Annotated in this window: 13 protein-coding genes; 6 read left to right on the forward strand and 7 right to left on the reverse strand. The window is 72.0% G+C overall.

Annotation, left to right across the window (positions count from 1 at the left end):
- Positions 1-197: 197 nt before the first annotated feature.
- Both malQ and HS99_RS37715 read left to right on the forward strand, forming a co-directional pair.
- A complete protein-coding gene (malQ, locus tag HS99_RS37710) occupies positions 198-2,282 on the forward strand; it encodes a 4-alpha-glucanotransferase (RefSeq protein WP_030553397.1) in 2,085 nt (694 codons plus the stop codon).
- A gap of 55 nt (positions 2,283-2,337) precedes the next feature.
- Positions 2,338-2,562, forward strand: a complete 225-nt coding sequence (locus tag HS99_RS37715; protein ID WP_030287841.1) for a hypothetical protein — start codon at positions 2,338-2,340, stop codon at positions 2,560-2,562.
- 95 nt (positions 2,563-2,657) lie between these two features.
- Here HS99_RS37715 and pepN read toward each other — a convergent pair whose 3' ends face one another.
- On the reverse strand, positions 2,658-5,237 hold the full coding sequence (gene pepN, locus HS99_RS37720) for an aminopeptidase N (protein ID WP_030287840.1): 2,580 nt from the start codon (positions 5,235-5,237) through the stop codon (positions 2,658-2,660).
- A 141-nt stretch (positions 5,238-5,378) separates the two neighbouring features.
- Entirely contained in the window at positions 5,379-7,046 is a 1,668-nt protein-coding gene (locus HS99_RS37725) for an outer membrane protein assembly factor BamB family protein (protein WP_030553399.1), read from the reverse strand.
- Positions 7,047-7,556: 510 nt separating this feature from the next.
- Between HS99_RS37725 and HS99_RS37730 the strand changes: the two genes are divergently transcribed.
- From HS99_RS37730 to HS99_RS37740, 3 genes are all read left to right on the forward strand, one after another.
- Positions 7,557-8,735 carry an ROK family transcriptional regulator gene (locus HS99_RS37730; RefSeq protein ID WP_030554894.1) on the forward strand — a complete coding sequence of 393 codons (1,179 nt, stop codon included), beginning with the start codon at positions 7,557-7,559 and terminating at the stop codon, positions 8,733-8,735.
- A 248-nt stretch (positions 8,736-8,983) separates the two neighbouring features.
- A complete protein-coding gene (dxs, locus tag HS99_RS37735; protein ID WP_030288212.1) occupies positions 8,984-10,888 on the forward strand; it encodes a 1-deoxy-D-xylulose-5-phosphate synthase in 1,905 nt (634 codons plus the stop codon).
- 170 nt (positions 10,889-11,058) lie between these two features.
- On the forward strand, positions 11,059-12,585 hold the full coding sequence (locus HS99_RS37740) for an ArnT family glycosyltransferase (RefSeq protein WP_223885952.1): 1,527 nt from the start codon (positions 11,059-11,061) through the stop codon (positions 12,583-12,585).
- A gap of 69 nt (positions 12,586-12,654) precedes the next feature.
- Here HS99_RS37740 and HS99_RS37745 read toward each other — a convergent pair whose 3' ends face one another.
- From HS99_RS37745 to HS99_RS37765, 5 genes are all read right to left on the reverse strand, one after another.
- Entirely contained in the window at positions 12,655-14,808 is a 2,154-nt protein-coding gene (locus HS99_RS37745; protein WP_030554897.1) for a 3-hydroxyacyl-CoA dehydrogenase NAD-binding domain-containing protein, read from the reverse strand.
- Between the two features lie 2 nt (positions 14,809-14,810).
- Entirely contained in the window at positions 14,811-16,055 is a 1,245-nt protein-coding gene (locus tag HS99_RS37750) for a thiolase family protein (protein WP_030288216.1), read from the reverse strand.
- Between the two features lie 254 nt (positions 16,056-16,309).
- Positions 16,310-17,560, reverse strand: a complete 1,251-nt coding sequence (locus tag HS99_RS37755) for a ribonuclease D (protein ID WP_030288219.1) — start codon at positions 17,558-17,560, stop codon at positions 16,310-16,312.
- A 285-nt stretch (positions 17,561-17,845) separates the two neighbouring features.
- A complete protein-coding gene (locus tag HS99_RS37760; RefSeq protein WP_030288221.1) occupies positions 17,846-18,562 on the reverse strand; it encodes a response regulator transcription factor in 717 nt (238 codons plus the stop codon).
- 319 nt (positions 18,563-18,881) lie between these two features.
- Positions 18,882-19,544 carry a DUF3000 domain-containing protein gene (locus HS99_RS37765; RefSeq protein ID WP_030554899.1) on the reverse strand — a complete coding sequence of 221 codons (663 nt, stop codon included), beginning with the start codon at positions 19,542-19,544 and terminating at the stop codon, positions 18,882-18,884.
- Between the two features lie 236 nt (positions 19,545-19,780).
- Here HS99_RS37765 and hemE point away from each other — a divergent pair, with 236 nt between their 5' ends.
- Positions 19,781-20,794 carry a uroporphyrinogen decarboxylase gene (gene hemE / locus HS99_RS37770; RefSeq protein ID WP_223886247.1) on the forward strand — a complete coding sequence of 338 codons (1,014 nt, stop codon included), beginning with the start codon at positions 19,781-19,783 and terminating at the stop codon, positions 20,792-20,794.
- The last annotated feature ends 34 nt before the right edge of the window (positions 20,795-20,828 follow it).

Raw genomic sequence — 20,828 nt, forward strand, 5'->3', positions numbered from 1 at the left:
TTTCCTGACCAGTCGTCACCTGTCGGGTGATCGCCGTCGGGGCGCCCCCGCCGATCCGGCCCGCGCAAACGTGTCGCGCAGCGTCATCGGGTCGTCACGCGGGTAGGACTTGGGAGTCCTGACCGGGCGTTGCCGAGACATCGCAGGAGCCGCGAGTGGCCGCTTACCACGACAGTGACGGAGCCGACGGGCTGAAGGTGCCGGCGCAGGACGCGCCGCCACCGCCGGCCGAACTGGTGGCACTGGCGCAGGCGTACGGGGTGGATGCCCGGTATCCGGGGCCGGGTGGGCAGGCGGTGGGGGCGCGGACGCTGGTGGCGGTGCTGGGCGCGCTGGGGGTGGCGGCGGAGACGCCGGAGGAGGTGCGGGAGTCGCTGGAGCGTCACCGTGCCGAGCAGCAGAGCAAGTTGCTGCCGCCCTGTGTGGTGGTCCGGCAGGGGCGGCGCACCGCGCTGGACGTGCCGGCCGACGCCCGGCTCCACGTGGAACTGGAGGGCGGCGGCAGTTGGGAGCTGCCGCGCGGCCACTCCCACTGGCTGCCCGCCGACCTCCCGCTCGGGCGGCACGTCCTCAAGGCGGAGTGCAGCGGCAGGAGGGAGCAGGCGCCGCTGATCGTCGCCCCGCAGCGGCTGCCCCAACTCCCCGGCCGTAGCTGGGGCTTCCTCGCCCAGCTGTACTCCGTCCTGTCCGACCGCTCCTGGGGCATGGGCGACCTCGGCGACCTCTCGGAGCTGGCGCAGTGGGCGGGCGCCGGCCTCGGCGCGGGCTTCGTGCAGATCAACCCGCTGCACCAGGGACTGCCCGGCACGCCCTCCGACCCGTCCCCGTACCGCCCGTCCTCCCGCCGCTTCGCCGACCCGGTGCACCTGCGGATCGAGGCCGTCCCCGAGTACGCCTACCTGACGGGAGAACAGCGGGCAGAGGCGGGCGACCTCACCCGCCGCGCCGCACGCCTTCGCGACGAAGTCCTCGCCCACGACGGCCTGGTCGACCGCGACGCCGTGTGGGCGCTCAAGCGCCAGGCGCTCCAGCTCCTCCACGAGGTTTCGCGCGGCCCTGGCCGCCAGGCGGCGTACGAGGAGTTCCAGCGGCGCGAGGGCGAGTGGCTGCACCGGAACGCGCTGTGGAACGCCCTGGCCGAGGTGCACGGCGCCGACTGGCACCACTGGCCGAAGGGTCTGCGTCACCCGAACGGCCCACACATCGAGCAGGCGGCCAAGGAACTCGAAACACAGGTCGAGTTCCACCGCTGGCTCGCCTGGCAGGTCGACCAGCAGCTCGCCGCCGCCCAGCGCAGCGCCCGCGAGGCCGGTATGCCGGTCGGCCTGATCCATGACCTCGCCGTCGGCGTCCACCCGGACGGCGCCGACGCCTGGGCGCTCCAGGACGTGCTGGCCGGCGGCATCTCGACGGGCGCCCCGCCGGACGCCTTCAACGCCCACGGTCAGGACTGGGGCCTCCCGCCCTGGCGCCCGGACGCCCTGGCCGCCGCCGGCTACGCCCCGTACGCGGAACTCCTGCGCGCGGCCACCCGCCACGCCGGAGCCCTCCGCATCGACCACGTGATGGGCCTCTTCCGCCTCTGGTGGGTCCCGATCGGCCACCCGCCCACCGAGGGCGCCTACGTCCGCTACGACGCCGAGGCGATGCTCGGCGTGCTGGCCCTGGAGGCGCACCGGTCCGGTACGGCGGTGATCGGCGAGGACCTGGGCACCGTCGAACCGGGCGTACGCGAGGAACTGGCGGCCCGGGGCATCCTCGGCACCTCCGTGCTCTGGTTCGAGCGGGACTGGCAGGCCGACGGCGGCATCCTGCCCCCCGACCGCTGGCGCCCCGGCTGCCTGGCCACCCTCACCACCCACGACCTGCCGAGCACCGCCGCCCGCCTCTCCGGCGAGCACGTCGAGCTGCGCCACCGCCTCGGCCTGCTGGCCCGTCCACTCCCCGAGGAGCAGCAGGAGGCCGCCGCCGAGCTGGCCGACTGGCGGGCCGAGCTGGTGAGCCGAGGCCTGCTCGGCCCGGACGAGCCGCTGTCGATGCCGGTGCTCTACCGCTTCCTCCGCTCCACTCCGGCGGAGCTGGTCGGCGTCTGGCTGCCGGACCTGGTCGGCGACCCGCGCCCGCAGAACCTGCCCGGCACCTGGGACCAGTACCCGAACTGGCGCCTCCCGGTCGCCGACGGCGCGGGCGACCCGGTCACCCTGGACCGCCTCGCCACCACCCCCGCCGCCCGACTCCTCGCCCACCTCCTGGCCCTGCCCAGCCCGAAGCCGCCCCGCTGACCGCAGAACACACCCCGACGCGCGCCCTGCCATAAGCGGCGGGTAAGTTGGAAACGTGGACAAGAGGAACGCTTTGCGAGCCGGCGCGGTCTGCGCAACGGTCACGCTGATGATGCTGCTGTCGTCGCCCGCCATGGCCCTCACCAGGGACGACGGTGACGACCCGGGTACCGGTCTGAGCGTCGGCCAGACCGTCGGCCTGTACGTGCTGATCCCGCTCGCCGCGTTCGCGATCATCGCGGGCCTGGCGGCCCTGCCGTACGGCAAGAAGAAGAAGTAGCCGCCGCGTCCACCGGACCAGACGTCCACCGAGGACCCGCACAGCCCTGAGGGGGCGCCGGACGATCCGTCCGGCGCCCCCTCGGGCTTTCAGCTTCAGCGGGCCCCGGCCGCCTTGTCGACCGCCTGCGCCCTGAGCGCGCGCTCGACTCCGGCCCGGGCCTCGACCACCTGGCGCCGCAGCGCCGGCGCCGGCTCGGCCGAGGCCAGCCAGGCGTCCGTGGCGGCCAGCGTCGCCTCGGAGACCTGGAGCGCCGGGTACAGTCCGACGATGATCTGCTGCGAGATCTCGTGGCTGCGGGTCTCCCAGATGTGCTTCACCACGGCGAAGTACTTCTCCGCGTACGGCGCCAGCAGCTCCCGCTGGTCCGACTGCTGGAAGCCGGCGATCACGGCCTCCTGCACATAGTTGGTCAGCTTGTCGGACTCCACCACCGAGGCCCAGGCCTGCGCCTTCGCCTCCGCGGTCGGGCGGGAGGCGCGGCAGGTGGCCGCGTGCTCCTGGCCGGCCGCGGTGTTGTCCCGCTCCAGCTCGGCGACGACCGCCGCCTCGTCGGCGCGGCCGGTGGCGGAGAGCCGGGACAGCAGCGTCCAGCGCAGCTCGGTGTCCACCGCCAGGCCCTTGATCTCCACCGAGCCGTCCAGCAGCCCGGCCAGCAGGTCGAGCTGACCGTCCGTACGGGCGACCGCGGCCAGGGTGCGGGCCCAGGCCAGCTGGTGGTCGCTGCCGGGCTCGGCGGCGCGCAGGTGCTCCTCGGCGGCGGCGGCCCAGCGGGTGAGGCCCTGCTCGCGCCAGTCCGGGTCGGTGTAGGCGTCCAGGGCCAGCTTGACCTGGCGCTGCACGGACTGCACGACCCCGATGTCGGTCTCCCGCCCGATGCCGGACAGCGCCAGCGACAGGTAGTCGCGGGCGGCCAGCTCGCCGTCGCGGGTCATGTCCCAGGCGGAGGCCCAGCACAGGGCACGCGGCAGCGATTCGGTGAAGCCGCCGAGGTTCTCGGTGACGACGGCCAGCGAGTCCTCGTCGAGGCGGATCTTGGCGTACGACAGGTCGTCGTCGTTCAGCAGCACGACGGCCGGCCGGTGGCGCCCGACCAGCTGCGGCACCTCGGTGCGGGCGCCGTCGAGGTCCAGCTCGATCCGGTCCGTGCGCACCAGCGAACCGTCGACCAGCTCGTACAGGCCGACGGCGATCCGGTGCGGCCGCAGCACGGCCTCGCCCTTGGCGCCGGCGGGCAGCGCGGGAGCCTCCTGCAGGACCGCGAACGACTCGATGTCACCGTCCGTGTTCACCACCAGGGACGGGCGCAGCACGTTGATCCCGGCCGTCTCCAGCCAGGCCTTGGACCAGGCCTTCAGGTCGCGCCCACTGGCCTCCTCCAGCGCCCCGAGCAGGTCGCTGAGCCGGGTGTTGCCCCAGGCGTGGCGCTTGAAGTAGGCGCGCACGCCCTCGAAGAAGGCGTCCTGGCCGACGTACGCCACCAGCTGCTTGAGCACCGAGGCGCCCTTGGCGTAGGTGATGCCGTCGAAGTTGACCTGGACGTCCTCCAGGTCGTTGATGTCCGCCATGATCGGGTGGGTGGACGGCAGCTGGTCCTGCCGGTAGGCCCAGGTCTTCATCTGGTTGGCGAACGTGGTCCAGGAGTGCGGCCACTTGGAGCCGGGGGCCTCGGCCTGGCAGACGGCCTCGGCGAAGGTCGCGAAGGACTCGTTGAGCCAGAGGTCGTTCCACCACTCCATGGTGACGAGGTCGCCGAACCACATGTGGGCGAGCTCGTGCAGGATCGTCGCGGCGCGCGCCTCGTACGCGGCGTCGGTGACCTTGGAGCGGAACACGTACTGGTCGCGCAGGGTGACGGCGCCCGCGTTCTCCATCGCGCCGGCGTTGAACTCCGGGACGAAGAGCTGGTCGTACTTGGCGAACGGGTACGGGTAGTCGAACTTCTCCTGGAAGTAGTCGAAACCCTGCTTGGTGACCGTGAAGATCGCCTCGGCGTCCAGGTACTCGCGCATCGAGGGGCGGCAGTAGACGCCCAGCGGCACCCGCTGCTCGCCCTTCTCGTAGGTGTCGAAGACCCCGACGTACGGGCCGGCGACGAGCGCGGTGATGTAGCTGGAGATCCGGCCGGTCGGCTCGAACTTCCAGACCTGGGTGGCGCCTTCGCCGACCGGTTCGGGGGTGGGCGAGTTGGAGACCACGACCCAGCCGGTGGGGGCGGTCACGGTGAAGGCGAACGTGGCCTTCAGGTCCGGCTGTTCGAAGTTCGCGAAGACCCGCCGGGCGTCCGGCACCTCGAACTGGGTGTACAGGTAGGTCTCGCCGTCGACCGGGTCGACGAACCGGTGCAGGCCCTCACCGGTGTTGCTGTACGCGCAGTTGGCGACCACCCGCAGCTCGTTCTCGGCGGCCAGGCCGGGCAGCGGGATGCGGCTGTCGGCGAAGCTCGCCGGGTCGAGCGCCGTGCCGTTGAGGGTGATCTCCTCGACGCCGGGGGCGACGAGGTCGATGAAGGTGTCGGCGCCGGGGGTCGAGGCGGTGAACCGGACCACGGTCGTGGACCGGAAGGTGCCGCCGTCACGGGCCGAGCCGAGGTCGAGCTCGATGTCGTACGCGTCCACCCGGATGAGGTCGGCCCGGGTGCGGGCCTCTTCGCGGGTCAGGTTGGTGCCGGGCACTCGCTGCACTCCTTCGTCAGGCTGATGGACGGAATCCTCGCATGCCCGGCAGCCCGTCCGACCGGAAAACCGAGGGCGGGGCGGGCCCGGACCGAAGTCCGTGCCCGCCCCGCCCGCGACGGAGCCGTCAGCGTCCCGACGTCACTTCTTCCACTTGGTCAGCGGACCGTCGGTGCTGGTGTAGCGGCGGAAGGCGTACACGGCGTTGCCGTCGTCCGAGACGAAGTACACCGACGTGCTCATGCTGATGTCGAACTTCCCGTTCGGGTTCGCCACGGTGCCGATGTCGGTCATCGAACCGTCGGTCGGCGAGAGCGTCACCAGGCGGGACGGCTTGTCGTAGCCCTGCGACACCATGGCGCGGACCTTGCCGTCCTTGTCGGTGCCGGCGACCAGCCGGATGTCGCCGTCGCTGCCCGAACCCGCGCTGCTCGCCCACAGGCGCTTGCCGGTGGTCAGGTCGTAGGCGTTGATGGCCGGCTTGGTCGGGTTGACCTGGACGTACAGCGTGGTGCCGCTGACCACGTTGCGGGTGAAGGCGTTGTCCTGGCCGGACAGGCGGAGGCTGTCCGAGCCGGGCTCCTTGACGGACATCTGGTTGCCCGGCTTGTTGTCCTTGTCGAACGGCAGGATGTAGTCGCCGTTCGGGCCGTTGGTGATCAGCAGGACCAGCGGCTTGTCCTGGATGACCGAGTCGACCTCCTCGATGCTGCCGGTCAGGGTGATCGGGCTGCTCGCGGGCTTGCCGCTGTCGGCGTTCACGATGACCAGCTGCGACTTCGGGCCGCTGGTCATGTAGCACCGGTCGCTGATCGCGATCTGGTTGCCGGCCGCGCGGGCGCGCATCGTGCAGTCCTTGTCGCGCGGCTGGTACTGCCAGGCCGGCTGGCCGTTGGAGACGTTCAGCCCGGCGACGGCGTTGCCGCCGACGACGACCACGTTGTCGGTGACGCTCAGGGTCGGCTGGGACAGCCGGTCGGCAGTGGCCTTGACGGTCCACAGCAGCTTGCCCGAGGAGAGGTCGACGGCGCCGACGGTGGAGCAGTCGTAGTCACCGGTGTTGAAGGCGACGGCCGCGACGTTCTTGGAGTTGGAGGTGTACGAGGCGCTGCACACCTCCTTGCTGCCGGCCGGGACCGGGATGTTCCACGCGGGCTTGCCGTCGGTCAGGTTGTAGGCCTTGACGCCGTCACTGTCGACGCGCACCGCGTACTTGTCGGTGCCCCAGATGCCGAGCATCTGGTTGGTGGCATCGGTGTTGGCGGGCGACGGAGCGGACCAGGCGACGTTGAACGTGGCCTTGGTCTTGCTGTTGGTGTTGTCGTCCGGAGCGACGCTCCCGCTGGTGCCGCCCGAGACGGTGCTGGAGCTGCCCGAGTCGGCCACCGGGCCGGGGCCAGGGCTGGGCTTGGGGTCCGGCTTCAGCAGGACGACCAGCCCGATCACGATGGCGATCGCCAGCACGCCGCCGATGATCCCGCCCCACAGCATCACGGGGTTGCGCTGCTTGGGCGCCGCGGGCACCGGCACGCCCGGGTAGGTGTACCCGCCCTGCTGCTGGTAGTCGTAGCCGTACCCCTGGGACGGGTCAGGCGTGGCGTAACCGCCCCCGGGCACCGGGTCGTACGGGCCGATCGGCGCCCCGGGCGGTGGCGCCTGCGCGGGGAACCCGCCGGCCGCGGTCGGCGCGTACGCCCCGTAGTCGGCACCACCCATCGGCGGCTGGGCGGGCGGCGCGGGCGGCTGGGCCGGCGGCGGGCCGGCGGGCGCGGCCTGACCCGGGACCGCCGAGCCGTCGAGCTGTGTCATCTGGTCTGCGACGGCGGCGGGATCCACGCCGCCTGCCGGGCGCCCGAACGAAACGCCGCGGTTTTCCTGCGGGCCGCTGCCGGCTGCGTCGCCCGCACCCGGCGTAGGGTGGTGATCCCCTGCCATCTGATTCCCCGTCATGTCTGGAAGCGTCCCCCTGCCGGTACCGTCCACGGTCCGGTGGGACGGGTGAGATTCGGCACCATGGTAGTGGCGGGTGGGTTTTCGGCCGTTCCCAGGACCACCCACCCCACCCCGACACTCCCTGACCACGCAACACCTTCACCCCCCGGCCACCCCACCCCCGCACATCCACCCCCGCGCACCCGTTCCCGTGGGCGCGCGGGCCCACCCCACCCGGCACGTCCCACGCCCGGAACCGCCCCGGCCCTCATCCCCCGAGAGCCCCCGCCCCCACCCGCCGGCCACCCCCCACGGCCCCCGAGCCGTAGGCTTCAGGAGTTGAAGGGGACACCCGGCGGAGGGTTCCCCACCCTGGGAGGGTGGATCATGTCGACGGACACACCGGGCTCACAGTCGTCCCTGCACCGGGCGAACCTGGAACGGGTGCTCCGCGCGGTGCGGATGGCCGGTTCGCTCACCCAGGCCGAGATCGCCCGCGGCACGGGCCTCTCTGCGGCCACCGTCTCCAACATCGTGCGGGAGCTGAAGGAGAGCGGCACCGTGGTCGTCGCCGACACCTCCTCCGGCGGCCGCCGCGCCCGCAGCGTCTCGCTCAGCGGTGACGCCGGCATCGTGGTCGGCATCGACTTCGGCCACACCCACCTCCGCGTCGCCGTCGGCAACCTCGCGCACCGGGTGCTGGCGGAGGAGAGCGCCCCGATCGACGTGGACGTCTCCGCCGCCCAGGGCTTCGACCGGGCCGAGGCGATGGTCGAGCGACTGCTGGAGCAGGCCGGGTTCCGCCCGGAGAAGGTGATCGGGGTGGGCCTCGGGGTGCCGGGCCCGATCGACGTGGAGACCGGCGCGCTCGGCTCGACCGCGATCCTGCCGGGCTGGACGGGCATCGCCCCGGGCCGGGAGCTGGCCGAGCGGCTCGGCATGCCGGTGCACGTGGACAACGACGCCAACCTGGGCGCGCTCGGCGAGCTGGTGTGGGGCGCGGGCCGTGGCCTGAGCGACCTCGCGTACATCAAGGTCGCCAGCGGTGTGGGCGCCGGCCTGGTGGTCAACGGCCAGATCTACCGCGGTCCGGGCGGCACCGCGGGTGAGATCGGGCACATCACCCTGGACGAGGCCGGCCCGGTCTGCCGCTGCGGCAACCGCGGCTGCCTGGAGACCTTCGTCGGCTCCCGCTACCTGCTCTCACTGCTCACCTCCACCCTCGGCGCGGACCTCTCGCTGCCCCGGGTGGTCGAGCTGGCCCACCAGGGCGACCTCGGCTGCCGCCGGGTGATCGCCGACGCCGGCCGCCAGATCGGTACGGGCGTGGCGACCCTGTGCAACCTGCTCAACCCCCGCCGGGTGATCCTCGGCGGCGACCTCGCCGAGGCCGGTGAGCTGGTGCTCGCCCCGATCCGCGACTCGGTCGCCCGCTACGCCATCCCCAGTGCCGCCCGTCAGCTGTCGGTGGTTCCCGGCACCCTGGGCGGCCGCGCGGAGGTGCTCGGCGCGCTGGCCCTGGTGATGAGCGAGATGGGCGAGTCCGGCGCCCTCGGCCGCCACTGACGCCCGTCACCCCCGACCGCGCGACCGGAACAACCGTTCGTCAATGCGGATTGACTCCCACGCCCCCGGCCGACCTCCCGGAATGGCGGTAACCGGCCGCTGGCACCGGGCGCGCCGCTCGGTGTCCGGCAAGCGGACATTAGACTCGACCGGTCGGTACCGGCCGCGACCACCGGCCTGCCGCCGGACCGGGCAGCGACGCCCGTCGGACCGTCCGTGGTCCGCGAACACTGAACGAGGAGGAACGGGTGGCCCTGCTGACCCGCATTCGGGGACCGCGCGATCTCGACCGGCTCACGCCCGGACAGCTGGCCGCACTGGCCCAGGAGATCCGGACCTTCCTGGTGACCGAGGTCTCCAAGACGGGCGGTCACCTCGGACCCAACCTCGGCGTGGTGGAGCTCACCATCGCGCTGCACCGGGTGTTCGACTCGCCGCGCGACCGCATCCTCTTCGACACCGGCCACCAGAGCTACGTCCACAAGCTGCTCACCGGCCGCCAGGACTTCTCCCGGCTGAAGATGAGCGGCGGCCTGTCCGGCTACCCCTCCCGCGCCGAGTCCGAGCACGACGTGATCGAGAACTCGCACGCCTCCACGGTCCTCTCGTACGCCGACGGCCTGGCCAAGGCCAACAAGATCCAGGGCAAGGCGGACCCGGTCGTCGCCGTCATCGGTGACGGCGCGCTCACCGGCGGCATGGCCTGGGAGGCGCTCAACAACATCGCCGACGCCAAGGACCTCCCGGTCGTCATCGTCGTCAACGACAACGAGCGCTCCTACTCGCCGACCATCGGCGGCCTGGCCAACCACCTCGCCACCCTGCGCACCACCCAGGGCTACGAGCGCTTCCTCTCCTGGGGCAAGGACGCCCTGCAGCGCACCCCGGTGGTCGGCCAGCAGCTGTTCGAGACGCTGCACGGCGCCAAGAAGGGCCTCAAGGACTTCATCGCCCCGCAGGGCATGTTCGAGGACCTCGGCCTCAAGTACATCGGCCCGATCGACGGCCACGACCTGACGGCTCTGGAGTCCGCGCTGACCAAGGCGCGCGGCTTCGGCGGCCCGGTGATCGTGCACTGCCTCACCGAGAAGGGCCGCGGCTACCACGCCGCCGAGAACAACGACGAGGACCGCTTCCACGCCGTCGGCGTGATCCACCCGGACACCGGCCTGCCGGTCAAGAACTCGGGCAAGGACTGGACCTCCGTCTTCGGCGAGGAGATGGTCGCGCTCGGCCACGAGCGCGAGGACATCGTCGCGATCACCGCCGCGATGCTCCACCCGGTCGGCCTGGCCCCCTTCGCCAAGGAGTTCCCGGACCGCATCTTCGACGTCGGCATCGCCGAGCAGCACGCCGTCACCAGCGCCGCCGGCCTGGCCACCAACGGGCTGCACCCGGTGTTCGCGGTCTACGCGACCTTCCTGAACCGGGCCTTCGACCAGGTCCTGATGGACGTCGCCCTGCACAAGCTGGGCGTCACCTTCGTGCTCGACCGGGCCGGGGTCACCGGCACGGACGGCGCCTCGCACAACGGCATGTGGGACATGTCGATCCTCCAGGTCATCCCGAGCCTGCGGCTGGCCGCCCCGCGCGACGCCGACCAGGTCCGCGCCCAGCTGCGGGAGGCCGTCCTGGTCAAGGACGCCCCGACGGTGGTCCGCTACTCCAAGGGCACGGTCGGCCCGGCCGTCCCCGCGGTCGGCCGGGTCGGCGGCATGGACGTGCTGCGCGCCGCCGAGGAGCCCTCCGGCGCCCACCGCGCCGACGTCCTGATCGTCTCGGTCGGTGCGATGGCCCCGACCAGCCTGGAGGTCGCCGACCTGCTGGCCGCCCAGGGGATCACCGCCACCGTGGTGGACCCGCGCTGGGTCAAGCCGGTGGACCCGGCCCTGCCGGGCCTGGCCGCCGAGCACCGGGTGGTCGTGACGATCGAGGACAACGGCCGGGTGGGCGGCGTCGGCGCGGCCGTCGCGCAGGCGCTGCGGGACGCGGACGTGGACCTGCCGGTGCGCGACTTCGGCATTCCGCAGGAGTTCCTGGACCACGCCAGCCGGAACGAGATCCTGGCCGAGATCGGCCTGAACGCCCCCGACATCGCCCAGCGGGTGACCGCCCTGGTCGCCAAGCTGGACGCGGCGCCGGTCAAAGCCTGAGACGGCGGTCGGCGGAACGGACCGGCGGCGCCCGGAAGGCGCCGTAGCCCGTTCCGCCGACGACCGATTGTCGTAACTCCGTAACAGTTCGTCACGAAACAAGCTGACAATCGCACTGAATAGCGGGACCGGCGCCATCCGCGCCGATTCCGCCCGGTAGGTTGTCAACCGTGCCGACCCCCACCCGCCGCCGCCTCGCCGGCCTGGCCGACCGCCTGCCCGAGCGCGCCCGTACCCACCTTCGTCAGGGGTACTGGACCAGGCTGGTGCCGCTGCTCACGCTGGTCGCGCTGGCCACCCACATCCCGTCCTTCGCCCGGCCCGTCTGGAGCCCGGACGAGGGCTTCCTGGCCACCCAGGCCCGGATGCTCGCCGACGGCGGGGTGCTCTACGACACCGTCGTGGACCGCAAGCCGCCGCTGCTGCCCTGGCTCTACCAGGCGTGCTTCGCCGTCTTCGGCTCCGCCTCGCTGTGGCCGCTGCGCACCCTGGCGGTGGTGGCCCACCTGGTCACCGCGATCCTGCTGGCCTCGATCGCCCGCGGCCGCTGGGGAAACCGGGCCGGGGCCGGCGCCGGACTGCTCTACCTGCTGGTCTCCATCGGACTCTCCCCGGAGGACACCCAGGCGGCGACCTTCGAGGTCTTCATGCTGCCCGCGATGGTGGCCGCCTTCCGCTACGCCGAACGCCGCCGCTGGCTGGCCGCGGGCATCGCGGTCGCGCTCTGCTCGCTGACCAAGCAGACCGGCGGCGCGGTCCTGCTGCCGGTGCTCTGGATGCTCCTCCAGGACGCCCGCCGACGAGGGGTGCGCTGGCCGCCCGCGCTGTTCAAGATCGGGTTCGGCTTCGCGGTGCCGATAGCCCTGGTGGCGGTCATCCTGACCAAGCCCAAGGGCTTCCTCTTCTGGGTGGTCACCGGCAGCGGCGACTACGCCTCCTTCGGCGGCGCCTGGCTGCAGATGCTCGGCCGGGCCTTCGGCAACCTGGGCATCCTGGCCGCGGCGGGCCTCGGCTTCCTGTACCCGGTCGGCCGCCGGCTCTGGTTCAAGTACCGCCACCGCCCGCTGCCGGTGGCGGGCGAGGAGTACGGCTCGACCACCGACCTGTGGGTCTGGTTGCTCTCCTCGGTCGTCGCGGTCAGCGTGGGCTTCCACTTCTTCGGCCACTACTACCTCCAGCTGATGCCCCCGCTGGTGCTGCTGGGCACCGGGGCGGTCGCCACCTCGGCGATCCGCTGGAAGCCCGTCCTGGTGTACACCACGGTTGCCGCCACCGCGTTCTGGACCCTGGCGCTGGCCTGGCCGGGGGAGCAGATGAGCCGCAACACCGAGGTCGCCACCGCGGTCGCCGCCCAGACCACCCCCAAGGACACCGTGCTGGTCTGGGGCATGCACCCCGAGCTGTACTGGCTGGCCGACCGCAAGCCCGCCAGCCGCTACCTGACCGCCGGCTTCCTCACCAACTACAGCGGCGGCAAAGACGGCAGCCCCAACGTGGGCGAGCAGTTCAGCGTCAACAACGCCTGGCAGACCTTCGACAAGGAGCTCGCCAACGGCCTGCCCGAGGTCTTCGTGGACGACTCCGGCATCGCCCCGTACCAGCCGGTGATGGTCCCCCGGATCGAGAACCTGCTGGACACCCACTACGAGATGATCGGCGTCATCGGCGACACCGTCGTCTACCGCCTCAAGCACTGAGGCCCGAGCGCCCCCCAGGTACGAAGGAGCCCCCGGCGACCAGGTCGCCGGGGGCTCCTTCGTGCAGCGCTACGCCTGGGCGGGCACCGAGGCCACGCCGGGGGCGAGGAACTTCTTGCCGTTCACCCGCTCGGAGATGCCCTCACGGTCCAGGTACGGGGTGATCCCGCCCAGGTGGAAGGGCCAGCCGGCACCGGTGATCATGCAGAGGTCGATGTCCTGCGCCTCGGCGACGACACCCTCGGCCAGCATCAGGCCGATCTCCTGCGCCACGGCCTCCAGGGCGCGGCTGAGGACCTGCTCCTCGGTGAGCACCGAGTCGCCGAAGGTCAGCAGCTCCAGCACCTCGGGGTCGAGGACCTGCTTGCCGTCGACCCAGGTGTAGAAGCCGCGCTTGCCGGCCTTGACCACCTTGCCGAGGTTCTCGGAGACGGTGAACCGCTCCGGGAAGGCGCCGTGCAGGGTCTCCGAGACGTGCAGGGCGATGGCCGGGCCGACCAGCTCCAGCAGCACGATCGGGGACATCGGCAGGCCGAGCGGCTCGACGGCCTTCTCGACGCTGGCGATCGGGGTGCCCTCGTCGATGATGTTCTGGATCTCGCCCATGAAGCGGGTCAGGATCCGGTTCACCACGAACGCCGGGGCGTCCTTGCAGAGCACCGAGGTCTTCTTCAGCTTCTTCGACACGGCGAAGGCGGTGGCCAGCGACGCGTCGTCGGTCTGCTCGCCGCGGACGATCTCCAGCAGCGGCAGGATCGCGACCGGGTTGAAGAAGTGGAAGCCGACGACCCGCTCGGGGTGCTTCAGCTTCGAGGCCATCTCGGTGACCGACAGCGAGGAGGTGTTGGTCGCCAGCACACAGGTCGGCGAGACCACGTTCTCCAGGTCCGCGAAGACGGTCTGCTTGACGCCCATCTCCTCGAACACGGCCTCGATGACGAAGTCCGCGTCGCCGAAGGCGGCGGCCTTGTCCAGCGAGCCGGTAACCAGGCCCTTGAGGCGGTTGGCCTTGTCCTGGCCGATCCGGCCCTTGCCGAGCAGCTTGTCGATCTCGGCGTGGACGTAGCCGACGCCCTTGTCGACGCGCTCCTGGTCGATGTCGGTGAGGACCACCGGCACCTCCAGACGGCGGGCGAACAGCAGCGCCAGCTGCGAGGCCATCAGACCGGCGCCGACGACGCCGACCTTGGAGACCGGGCGGGCCAGCGACTTGTCCGGGGCACCGACCGGGCGCTTGGCCCGGCGCTGCACCAGGTTGAAGGCGTAGATGCCGCTGCGCAGCTCGCCGCTCATGATGAGGTCGGCCAGGGCCGCGTCCTCGGCGTCGAAGCCGGCCTGCAGGCTGGCCTTGTCGGCGAGGTCGGCGTCCTTGACGGCGGCGATGATGTCCAGCGCCTTGTAGGCGGCCGGAGCGGCGCCGTGCACCTTGCTGTCGGCGACCATGCGGCCCCAGAGGACGGCGTCGTCCCAGGCCTTGCCGCGGTCGATCGCCTCGCGCTCGACGGCCAGGTCGCCCTTGAGGACCTTGGCGGCCCACAGCAGCGACTGCTCCAGGAAGTCGGCCGGCTCGAAGATCGCGTCGGCGATCCCCAGCTCGAACACGTCCTTGCCCTTGAGTTGCTTGTTCTGGTTCATCGAGTTCTCGATGATGACCTTGACAGCCTTACCGGCACCGATCAGGTTCGGCAGGATGGTGCAGCCGCCCCAGCCGGGGACGAGGCCGAGGAAGACCTCGGGCAGCGAGAAGGCCGGAACACCCGCGGACACCGTGCGGTAGTCGCAGTGCAGGCCGACCTCGACGCCGCCGCCCATGGCCGCGCCGTTGTAGAAGGCGAAGGTCGGGACGGGCAGTGCGGCGATCCGCTTGAAGACCTCGTGGCCGCCCTTGCCGATGGCCAGCGCGTCGGCGTGCTGCTGGAGCAGCTCGACGCCCTTGAGGTCGGCGCCCACGGCGAAGATGAACGGCTTGCCGGTGATCGCGGCGCCGACGATCTTGCCCTCGGCGGCCTCGGCCTCGACCTGGTCCAGCGCAGCGGACAGCTTCAGCAGCGAACCCGGGCCGAAGGTGGTCGGCTTGGTGTGGTCGAAGCCGTTGTCCAGGGTGATCAGGGCCAGCTTGCCGGCCTGCAGCGGCAGGTCCAGGTGGCGGACGTGGGCGGTCGTGACGACCTCGCCCGGGAACAGCTCGGCGCCGTGCTGGAGCAGCTCAGTGGTGTTGCTCATGGTCACTTACCACCCTCGAGCTCGGACGACTTTTCCGCTCCGCTCCAATGCGGGTTCTCCCAGATGATGGTGCCGCCCATGCCGAACCCGATGCACATCGTGGTCAGGCCGTAGCGGACGTCCGGGCGCTGCTCGAAGCGGCGGGCCAGCTGGTTCATCAGGCGCACGCCGGAGGAGGCCAGCGGGTGGCCGAAGGCGATCGCACCGCCGTACGGGTTGACCCGCTCGTCGTCGTCCGCGATGCCGTAGTGGTCCAGGAAGGACAGCACCTGGACGGCGAAGGCCTCGTTGATCTCGAAGGCCTGGATGTCGTCGATGGTCAGACCGGCCTTGGCCAGCGCCTTCTCGGTGGCCGGCACCGGGCCGATGCCCATCACCTCGGGCTCGACGCCGGCGAAGGCGTAGGAGACCAGGCGCATCTTGACCGGGAGGCCGAGCTCCTCGGCGACGTCCTCGGCGGCCAGCAGCGAGGCGGTGGCACCGTCGTTCAGACCGGCCGAGTTGCCCGCGGTGATGTTGCCGTGCGGGCGGAACGGGGTCTTCAGGTTGGCCAGCGACTCCATCGTGGTGCCCGGGCGCAGCGGCTCGTCCACGGTGGCCAGGCCCCAGCCGGTCTCGCCGACCTCGGGGTTGGTGTTGCGGATCGAGATCGGCACCAGGTCGGGCTGGATGTCGCCGTTGGCGTACGCCTTGGCGGCCTTCTCCTGGGAGCGCACGGCGTAGGCGTCGCAGCGCTCCTTGGTCAGGTGCGGGAACCGGTCGTGCAGGTTCTCCGCGGTCATGCCCATGAACAGGGCGGACTCGTCGACCAGCTTCTCGGAGACGAAGCGCGGGTTCGGGTCCACGCCCTCGCCCATCGGGTGGCGGCCCATGTGCTCGACGCCGCCGGCCACGACCACGTCGTACGCGCCGAAGGCGATGCCGCCGGCGGTGGTGGTCACGGCGGTCAGGGCGCCGGCGCACATGCGGTCGATCGCGTAACCAGGGACGGACTTCGGCAGGCCGGACAGCAGGGCGGCGGTGCGCCCGATGGTCAGACCCTGGTCGCCGATCTGCGTGGTGGCCGCGACGGCGACCTCGTCGATGCGCTCGACGGGCAGGTTCGGGTTACGGCGCACGAGCTCCCGGATGCACTTGACGACGAGGTCGTCGGCGCGCGTCTCGTGGTAGATGCCCTTCGGGCCGGCCTTGCCGAACGGGGTGCGGACGCCGTCGACGAAGACGACGTCCCTCGCGGTACGAGGCACGGGGGCTCTCCTCCCAGGGACCAACATTTCGAGGTGGGCAGGCTGCCGCCGGGAAACACCTGGCGGCGCCGCGTCCCGGCCATGCTACCGGTCGGTAACCAACCTGCCCAGGCCCCTCGGAGGGTTCTGACCATGTGTCCCGCGACACGTCCGGCGGCACGTCCGACCAGGAAGCCTCCCCGGAGACGCCGAAGGGGATGCGGTCCGTACGGACGGCATCCCCTTTTCGGAGCCGGTGGCGTCGCCGGACCGGATCAACCCTGGGCCGTGGCGGCGGTGGCGGTGGCGAAGGCGGCGGCCATCACCGGTGCCACCAGGTCGACCTGCCACTGCCGGGCGCCGAGCCGGCGCAGCGCGGCGGCCACGCCCTCGGCGCTCGGGTCGGCCGGCGGCTCCCAGGAGACCCGACGCACCAGGTCCGGAGTGATCAGGTTCTCGGCCGGCAGATGGTGACGCTCGGCCAGCTCGCTGACCGCGGCGCGGGCGCCGGACAACCGGGCGGCGGCCACCGGGTCCTTCTCCGCCCAGGCCCGCGGCGGCGGCGGACCGTCGTGCGGTGCGGCGGCCGGCGGCAGCTGGTTCTCCGGGACCTCCCGGCCGCGCTGCACGGCCGCCAGCCACTGGTCCAGCTGGCGCCGGTGCAGGCGCGGGCCGAAGCCCTGCACGGCCTGCAGGGCCGCGATGTTCAGCGGCATGGCCAGCGCGGCGTTGACGATCGCGGCGTCCGAGAGCACCCGGCCGGGGGAGACGTCGCGCTCCTGCGCCATCCGGTCACGGGTCAGCCACAGCTCGCGCACCACGGCCAGCTGACGGCGCCGGCGGACCTTGTGCAGCTGCGAGGTGCGGCGCCACGGGTCGGTGCGCGGGGCCGGGCGCGGGGCGGCGGCGATCGAGGCGAACTCCTCCAGCGCCCAGTCGAGCTTGCCCTGGGCGTCCAGCTCCTGTTCGAGTGCGTCACGCAGCTCGACCAGCACCTCGACGTCCAGAGCCGCGTAGCGCAGCCAGGGCTCGGGCAGCGGGCGGGTGGACCAGTCCACCGCCGAGTGCTCCTTGGCCAGGCTCAGCCCGAGCACGTTCTCGGTCATCGGCCCGAGACCGACCCGGGCGAAGCCCGCGATCCGCCCGGCCAGCTCGGTGTCGAACAGCCGGGTGGGTCTCATGCCCACCTCGGCCAGGCAGGGCAGGTCCTGGGTCGCGGCGTGCACCACCCACTCGGCGTCCGCGATGGCGGCGCCCAGCCTGCCGAGGTCGGGGCAGGCGATCGGGTCGATCAGGGCCGAGCCGGCGCCGGCACGGCGCAGCTGGATCAGGTACGCCCGCTGCCCGTAGCGGTAGCCGGAGGCGCGCTCGGCGTCGACGGCAACCGGTCCGGTGCCCGCGGCGAAGGCGGCGATCGTGGCGGCCAGCGCCTGCTCGTCCGCCACGACGGGCGGGATCCCCTCCTTCGGTTCGAGGAGCGGGACCGGGGCTGCTTCTTCTGGGATGGCTGCTACGGCGTCGGTCACCCACCAAGGGTACGACGGTCCTCGGAACTGGGAGTGTTGTCGGACTGGGCGGACTGATGATCGCCCACTCGCCTCCGGGCCGCTCGGACCCGGTGCCGACGGTCGGCGGGCGCTGCGCCACCTCCTTCGTCGGCGGCTCGGCCCTTCTCCCTTTCGGCACCGGCGCCCCTTCGGCTCGGGGCGGGGATCGCCCACTCGCCTCCGGGCCGCGCGCGTGCGCGGCGGCTCAGGAGGAACGTTCCTCCTGAGCCGCTGCGGCTCCGGCGAGTGGTACGGCTGGTGGGCTCAGTGAATGATGCCGGTGCGCAGCGCGACCGCGACCATCCCGGCGCGGTCGCCGGTGCCGAGCTTGCGGGCGATCCGGGCGAGGTGGCTCTTCACGGTGAGCGCCGACAGGCCCATCGCCACGCCGATCGCCTTGTTCGACTGGCCCTCGGCGACCAGCCGCAGTACCTCGACCTCGCGGCCGGACAGCTCGCGATAGGCGGCCTGCTGCGGCCCCGGCGCACCGGGTGCTCCGGGCGCGCCCGGAGCACCGGCGGCCCCCGGCATGCCCGGCATCCCGGGGCGGCGCATCCGGCCGGCCAGTCCGGCGGCGCCCAGCGGCAGGCCCGGGCGGCCGGGCATCGCGACATTGGTGCGGGTGCCGGTGACCACGTAGCCCTTGACGCCGCCGGCCAGCGCGCTGCGGACCGCGCCGATGTCGTCGGCGGCCGACAGGGCCAGGCCGTTGGGCCAGCCCGCGGCGCGGGTCTCGGCGAGGATGGTCAGCCCGGAGCCGTCCGGTAGGTGCACGTCGGCGACGCAGATGTCGCGCGGGGTGGAGACCCGGGGACGGGCCTCGGCGATCGATGACACCTCGATCACGTCGCGGACGCCCAGCGCCCAGAGGTGACGGGTGACGGTGTTTCGGACGCGGGGATCGGCGATGACCACCATGGCGGTGGGCTTGGTCGGGCGGTAGGCGACCACGTTTGCGGGGTGCTCAAGAAGGACCGACACCAGGCCTCCTGCGGGGAGTGGCGGACGGAACCCCGAGGGGGCGGTCGGAGTGTTCCGCGTTCGGAAAGGGTCACAGTCTGCTTCGGCAGCTACCGTGCCCGGCTTTAGCGAAAGATCACGATCTAGTGAGTAACAATACGGACAAATCGCGCATATGACTGATGAGACATGCCCTGAAATCGCACAAAATCGATCAGATTCGTCACGGATCGGTCGACTCTGACCAGTTTATTGACGCAGAGCAGGACGGAAGTCACACTCCGTCAGCCCTGGGGGTGGCATCGGGGCAGGAGGTGCCGTCCGGCCCGGACACCACTCGTCAGTGCGACCGCGGGCGACGCCGCGCGGGCATCGGGACCACCCCACCGAGTGACGTGACCTCGTTCGGGCCCTGCGGGGCGGGGCTGGTCGGCGGCAGCCCGGCGCTGATGCAGAGCAGGTCCCCCCAGGCCGCCAGGTGCCGCTCGAACCGGCCGTCGGCCGGCGTCCAGGAGGCCCGGATCTCGATCTCGGTCGAGGACGGGCGGTCCGCCAGGCCGCCGAAGTACTGGGAGGCGCAGCGGGTCACCGTGCCGGACGGCTCCGCGTACCCGGCGCCGTGCGCCTGCAGCGCGTCCAGCAGCCAGGCCCAGCCGACCTCGGAGAGCATCGGGTCACCGGCCATCTCCGGCTCCAGCTCGGCCCGGGTCATGGTGACCACCCGGAACTCCCCGTTCCAGGCCTCCTGCCCGGCCGGGTCGTACAGCAGCACCAGCCGGCCGTCGGCCAGCTCCTCGCCGTCCACCTCCACGGCGGCGGTCACTGCGAACGAGTACGGGGCGAGCCGGCGCGGGGCCGGCGCGGGGGAGAGCTGGACCTCCGGGCGCAGCCGCGCCCCTTCGAGGGCCTCCATGGCGGCCCGGAACTCGCTCGGCGCGCCCTCCCGACCCGTTCCGCCACCTGTTCCGCCACCCTGTGCGGGGTGCCCGCCGACCGCTGCCATGACCCGAAGACTAGGTCGAAAACCCGGGTTATCGCCGCAACTTCCGTCCGAGCGGCGTGCCGGAACGGCAAACCCGGCCACATCTTGGAGGAACCGACGAGACCGCCCGGGGAGGCGGCGCTCAGGCGCATGCGAAGATTTGACCCGTGAGCGAGACTACGGCAGACCCGACGGCGGCCACCCTCGACGGCCGATCCACCCCCGCGCGCCGCGGCGCCGCGCACGACTCGGCGTTCCTGCGCGCCTGTCGGCATGAGCCGGTGCCGCACACCCCGGTGTGGTTCATGCGCCAGGCGGGCCGCTCGCTGCCCGAGTACCTGAAGGTCCGCGAGGGCATCCCCATGCTGGAGTCCTGCATGCGGCCCGAGCTGGTCAAGGAGATCACCCTGCAGCCGGTGCGCCGGCACAAGGTCGACGCGGCGATCTTCTTCAGCGACATCGTGGTGCCGCTCAAGGCCGTCGGCATCGACGTGGACATCAAGGCCGGCATCGGCCCGGTCATCGCCGATCCGATCCGCACCATCGAGGACCTCCAGCGGCTGCGCCCGCTGGAGCCCGACGACGTCCCGTACATCACCGAGGCCGTCGGCCTGCTGGTGGACGAGCTCGGCGAGACCCCGCTGATCGGCTTCGCCGGTGCGCCGTACACGCTGGCCAGCTACCTGGTCGAGGGCGGGCCGTCCAAGAACCACGAGAACACCAAGGCCATGATGTACGGGCAGCCCGAGCTGTGGGCCGCCCTGGTGGACCGGCTCGCGGACATCACCTCCGCCTTCCTGAAGGTGCAGATCGAGGCGGGCGCCTCGGCGGTCCAGCTGTTCGACTCCTGGGTCGGCTCGCTCGCGCCCGACGACTACCGCCGCTCGGTCATGCCGGCCAGCTCCAAGGTCTTCGACGCCGTCGCCTCCTACGGGGTGCCGCGGATCCACTTCGGCGTCGGCACCGGCGAGCTGCTCGGGCTGATGGGCCAGGCCGGCGCGGACATCGTCGGCGTCGACTGGCGGGTGCCGCTGAACGTCGCCGCCGAGCGGGTCGGCCCCGGCAAGGGCCTGCAGGGCAACCTCGACCCGGCGGTGCTGTTCGCCCCCACTAAGGTCGTGGAGACCAAGGCCCGCGAGGTGCTGCACGCCGCCCAGGCGCTCGGCACCAGCGGCCACATCTTCAACCTCGGGCACGGCGTGATGCCGTCCATGGACCCGGACGCGCTCAGCCGCCTGGTCGCCTTCGTGCACGAGGCCAGCGCGCGCTGACGTCCACGCGCTGACGACTCGCGGTGGCGGGCCC

It is taken from the genome of Kitasatospora aureofaciens (genome assembly GCF_001188955.3).
GTDB classification, from domain to species: Bacteria; Actinomycetota; Actinomycetes; order Streptomycetales; family Streptomycetaceae; genus Kitasatospora; species Kitasatospora aureofaciens.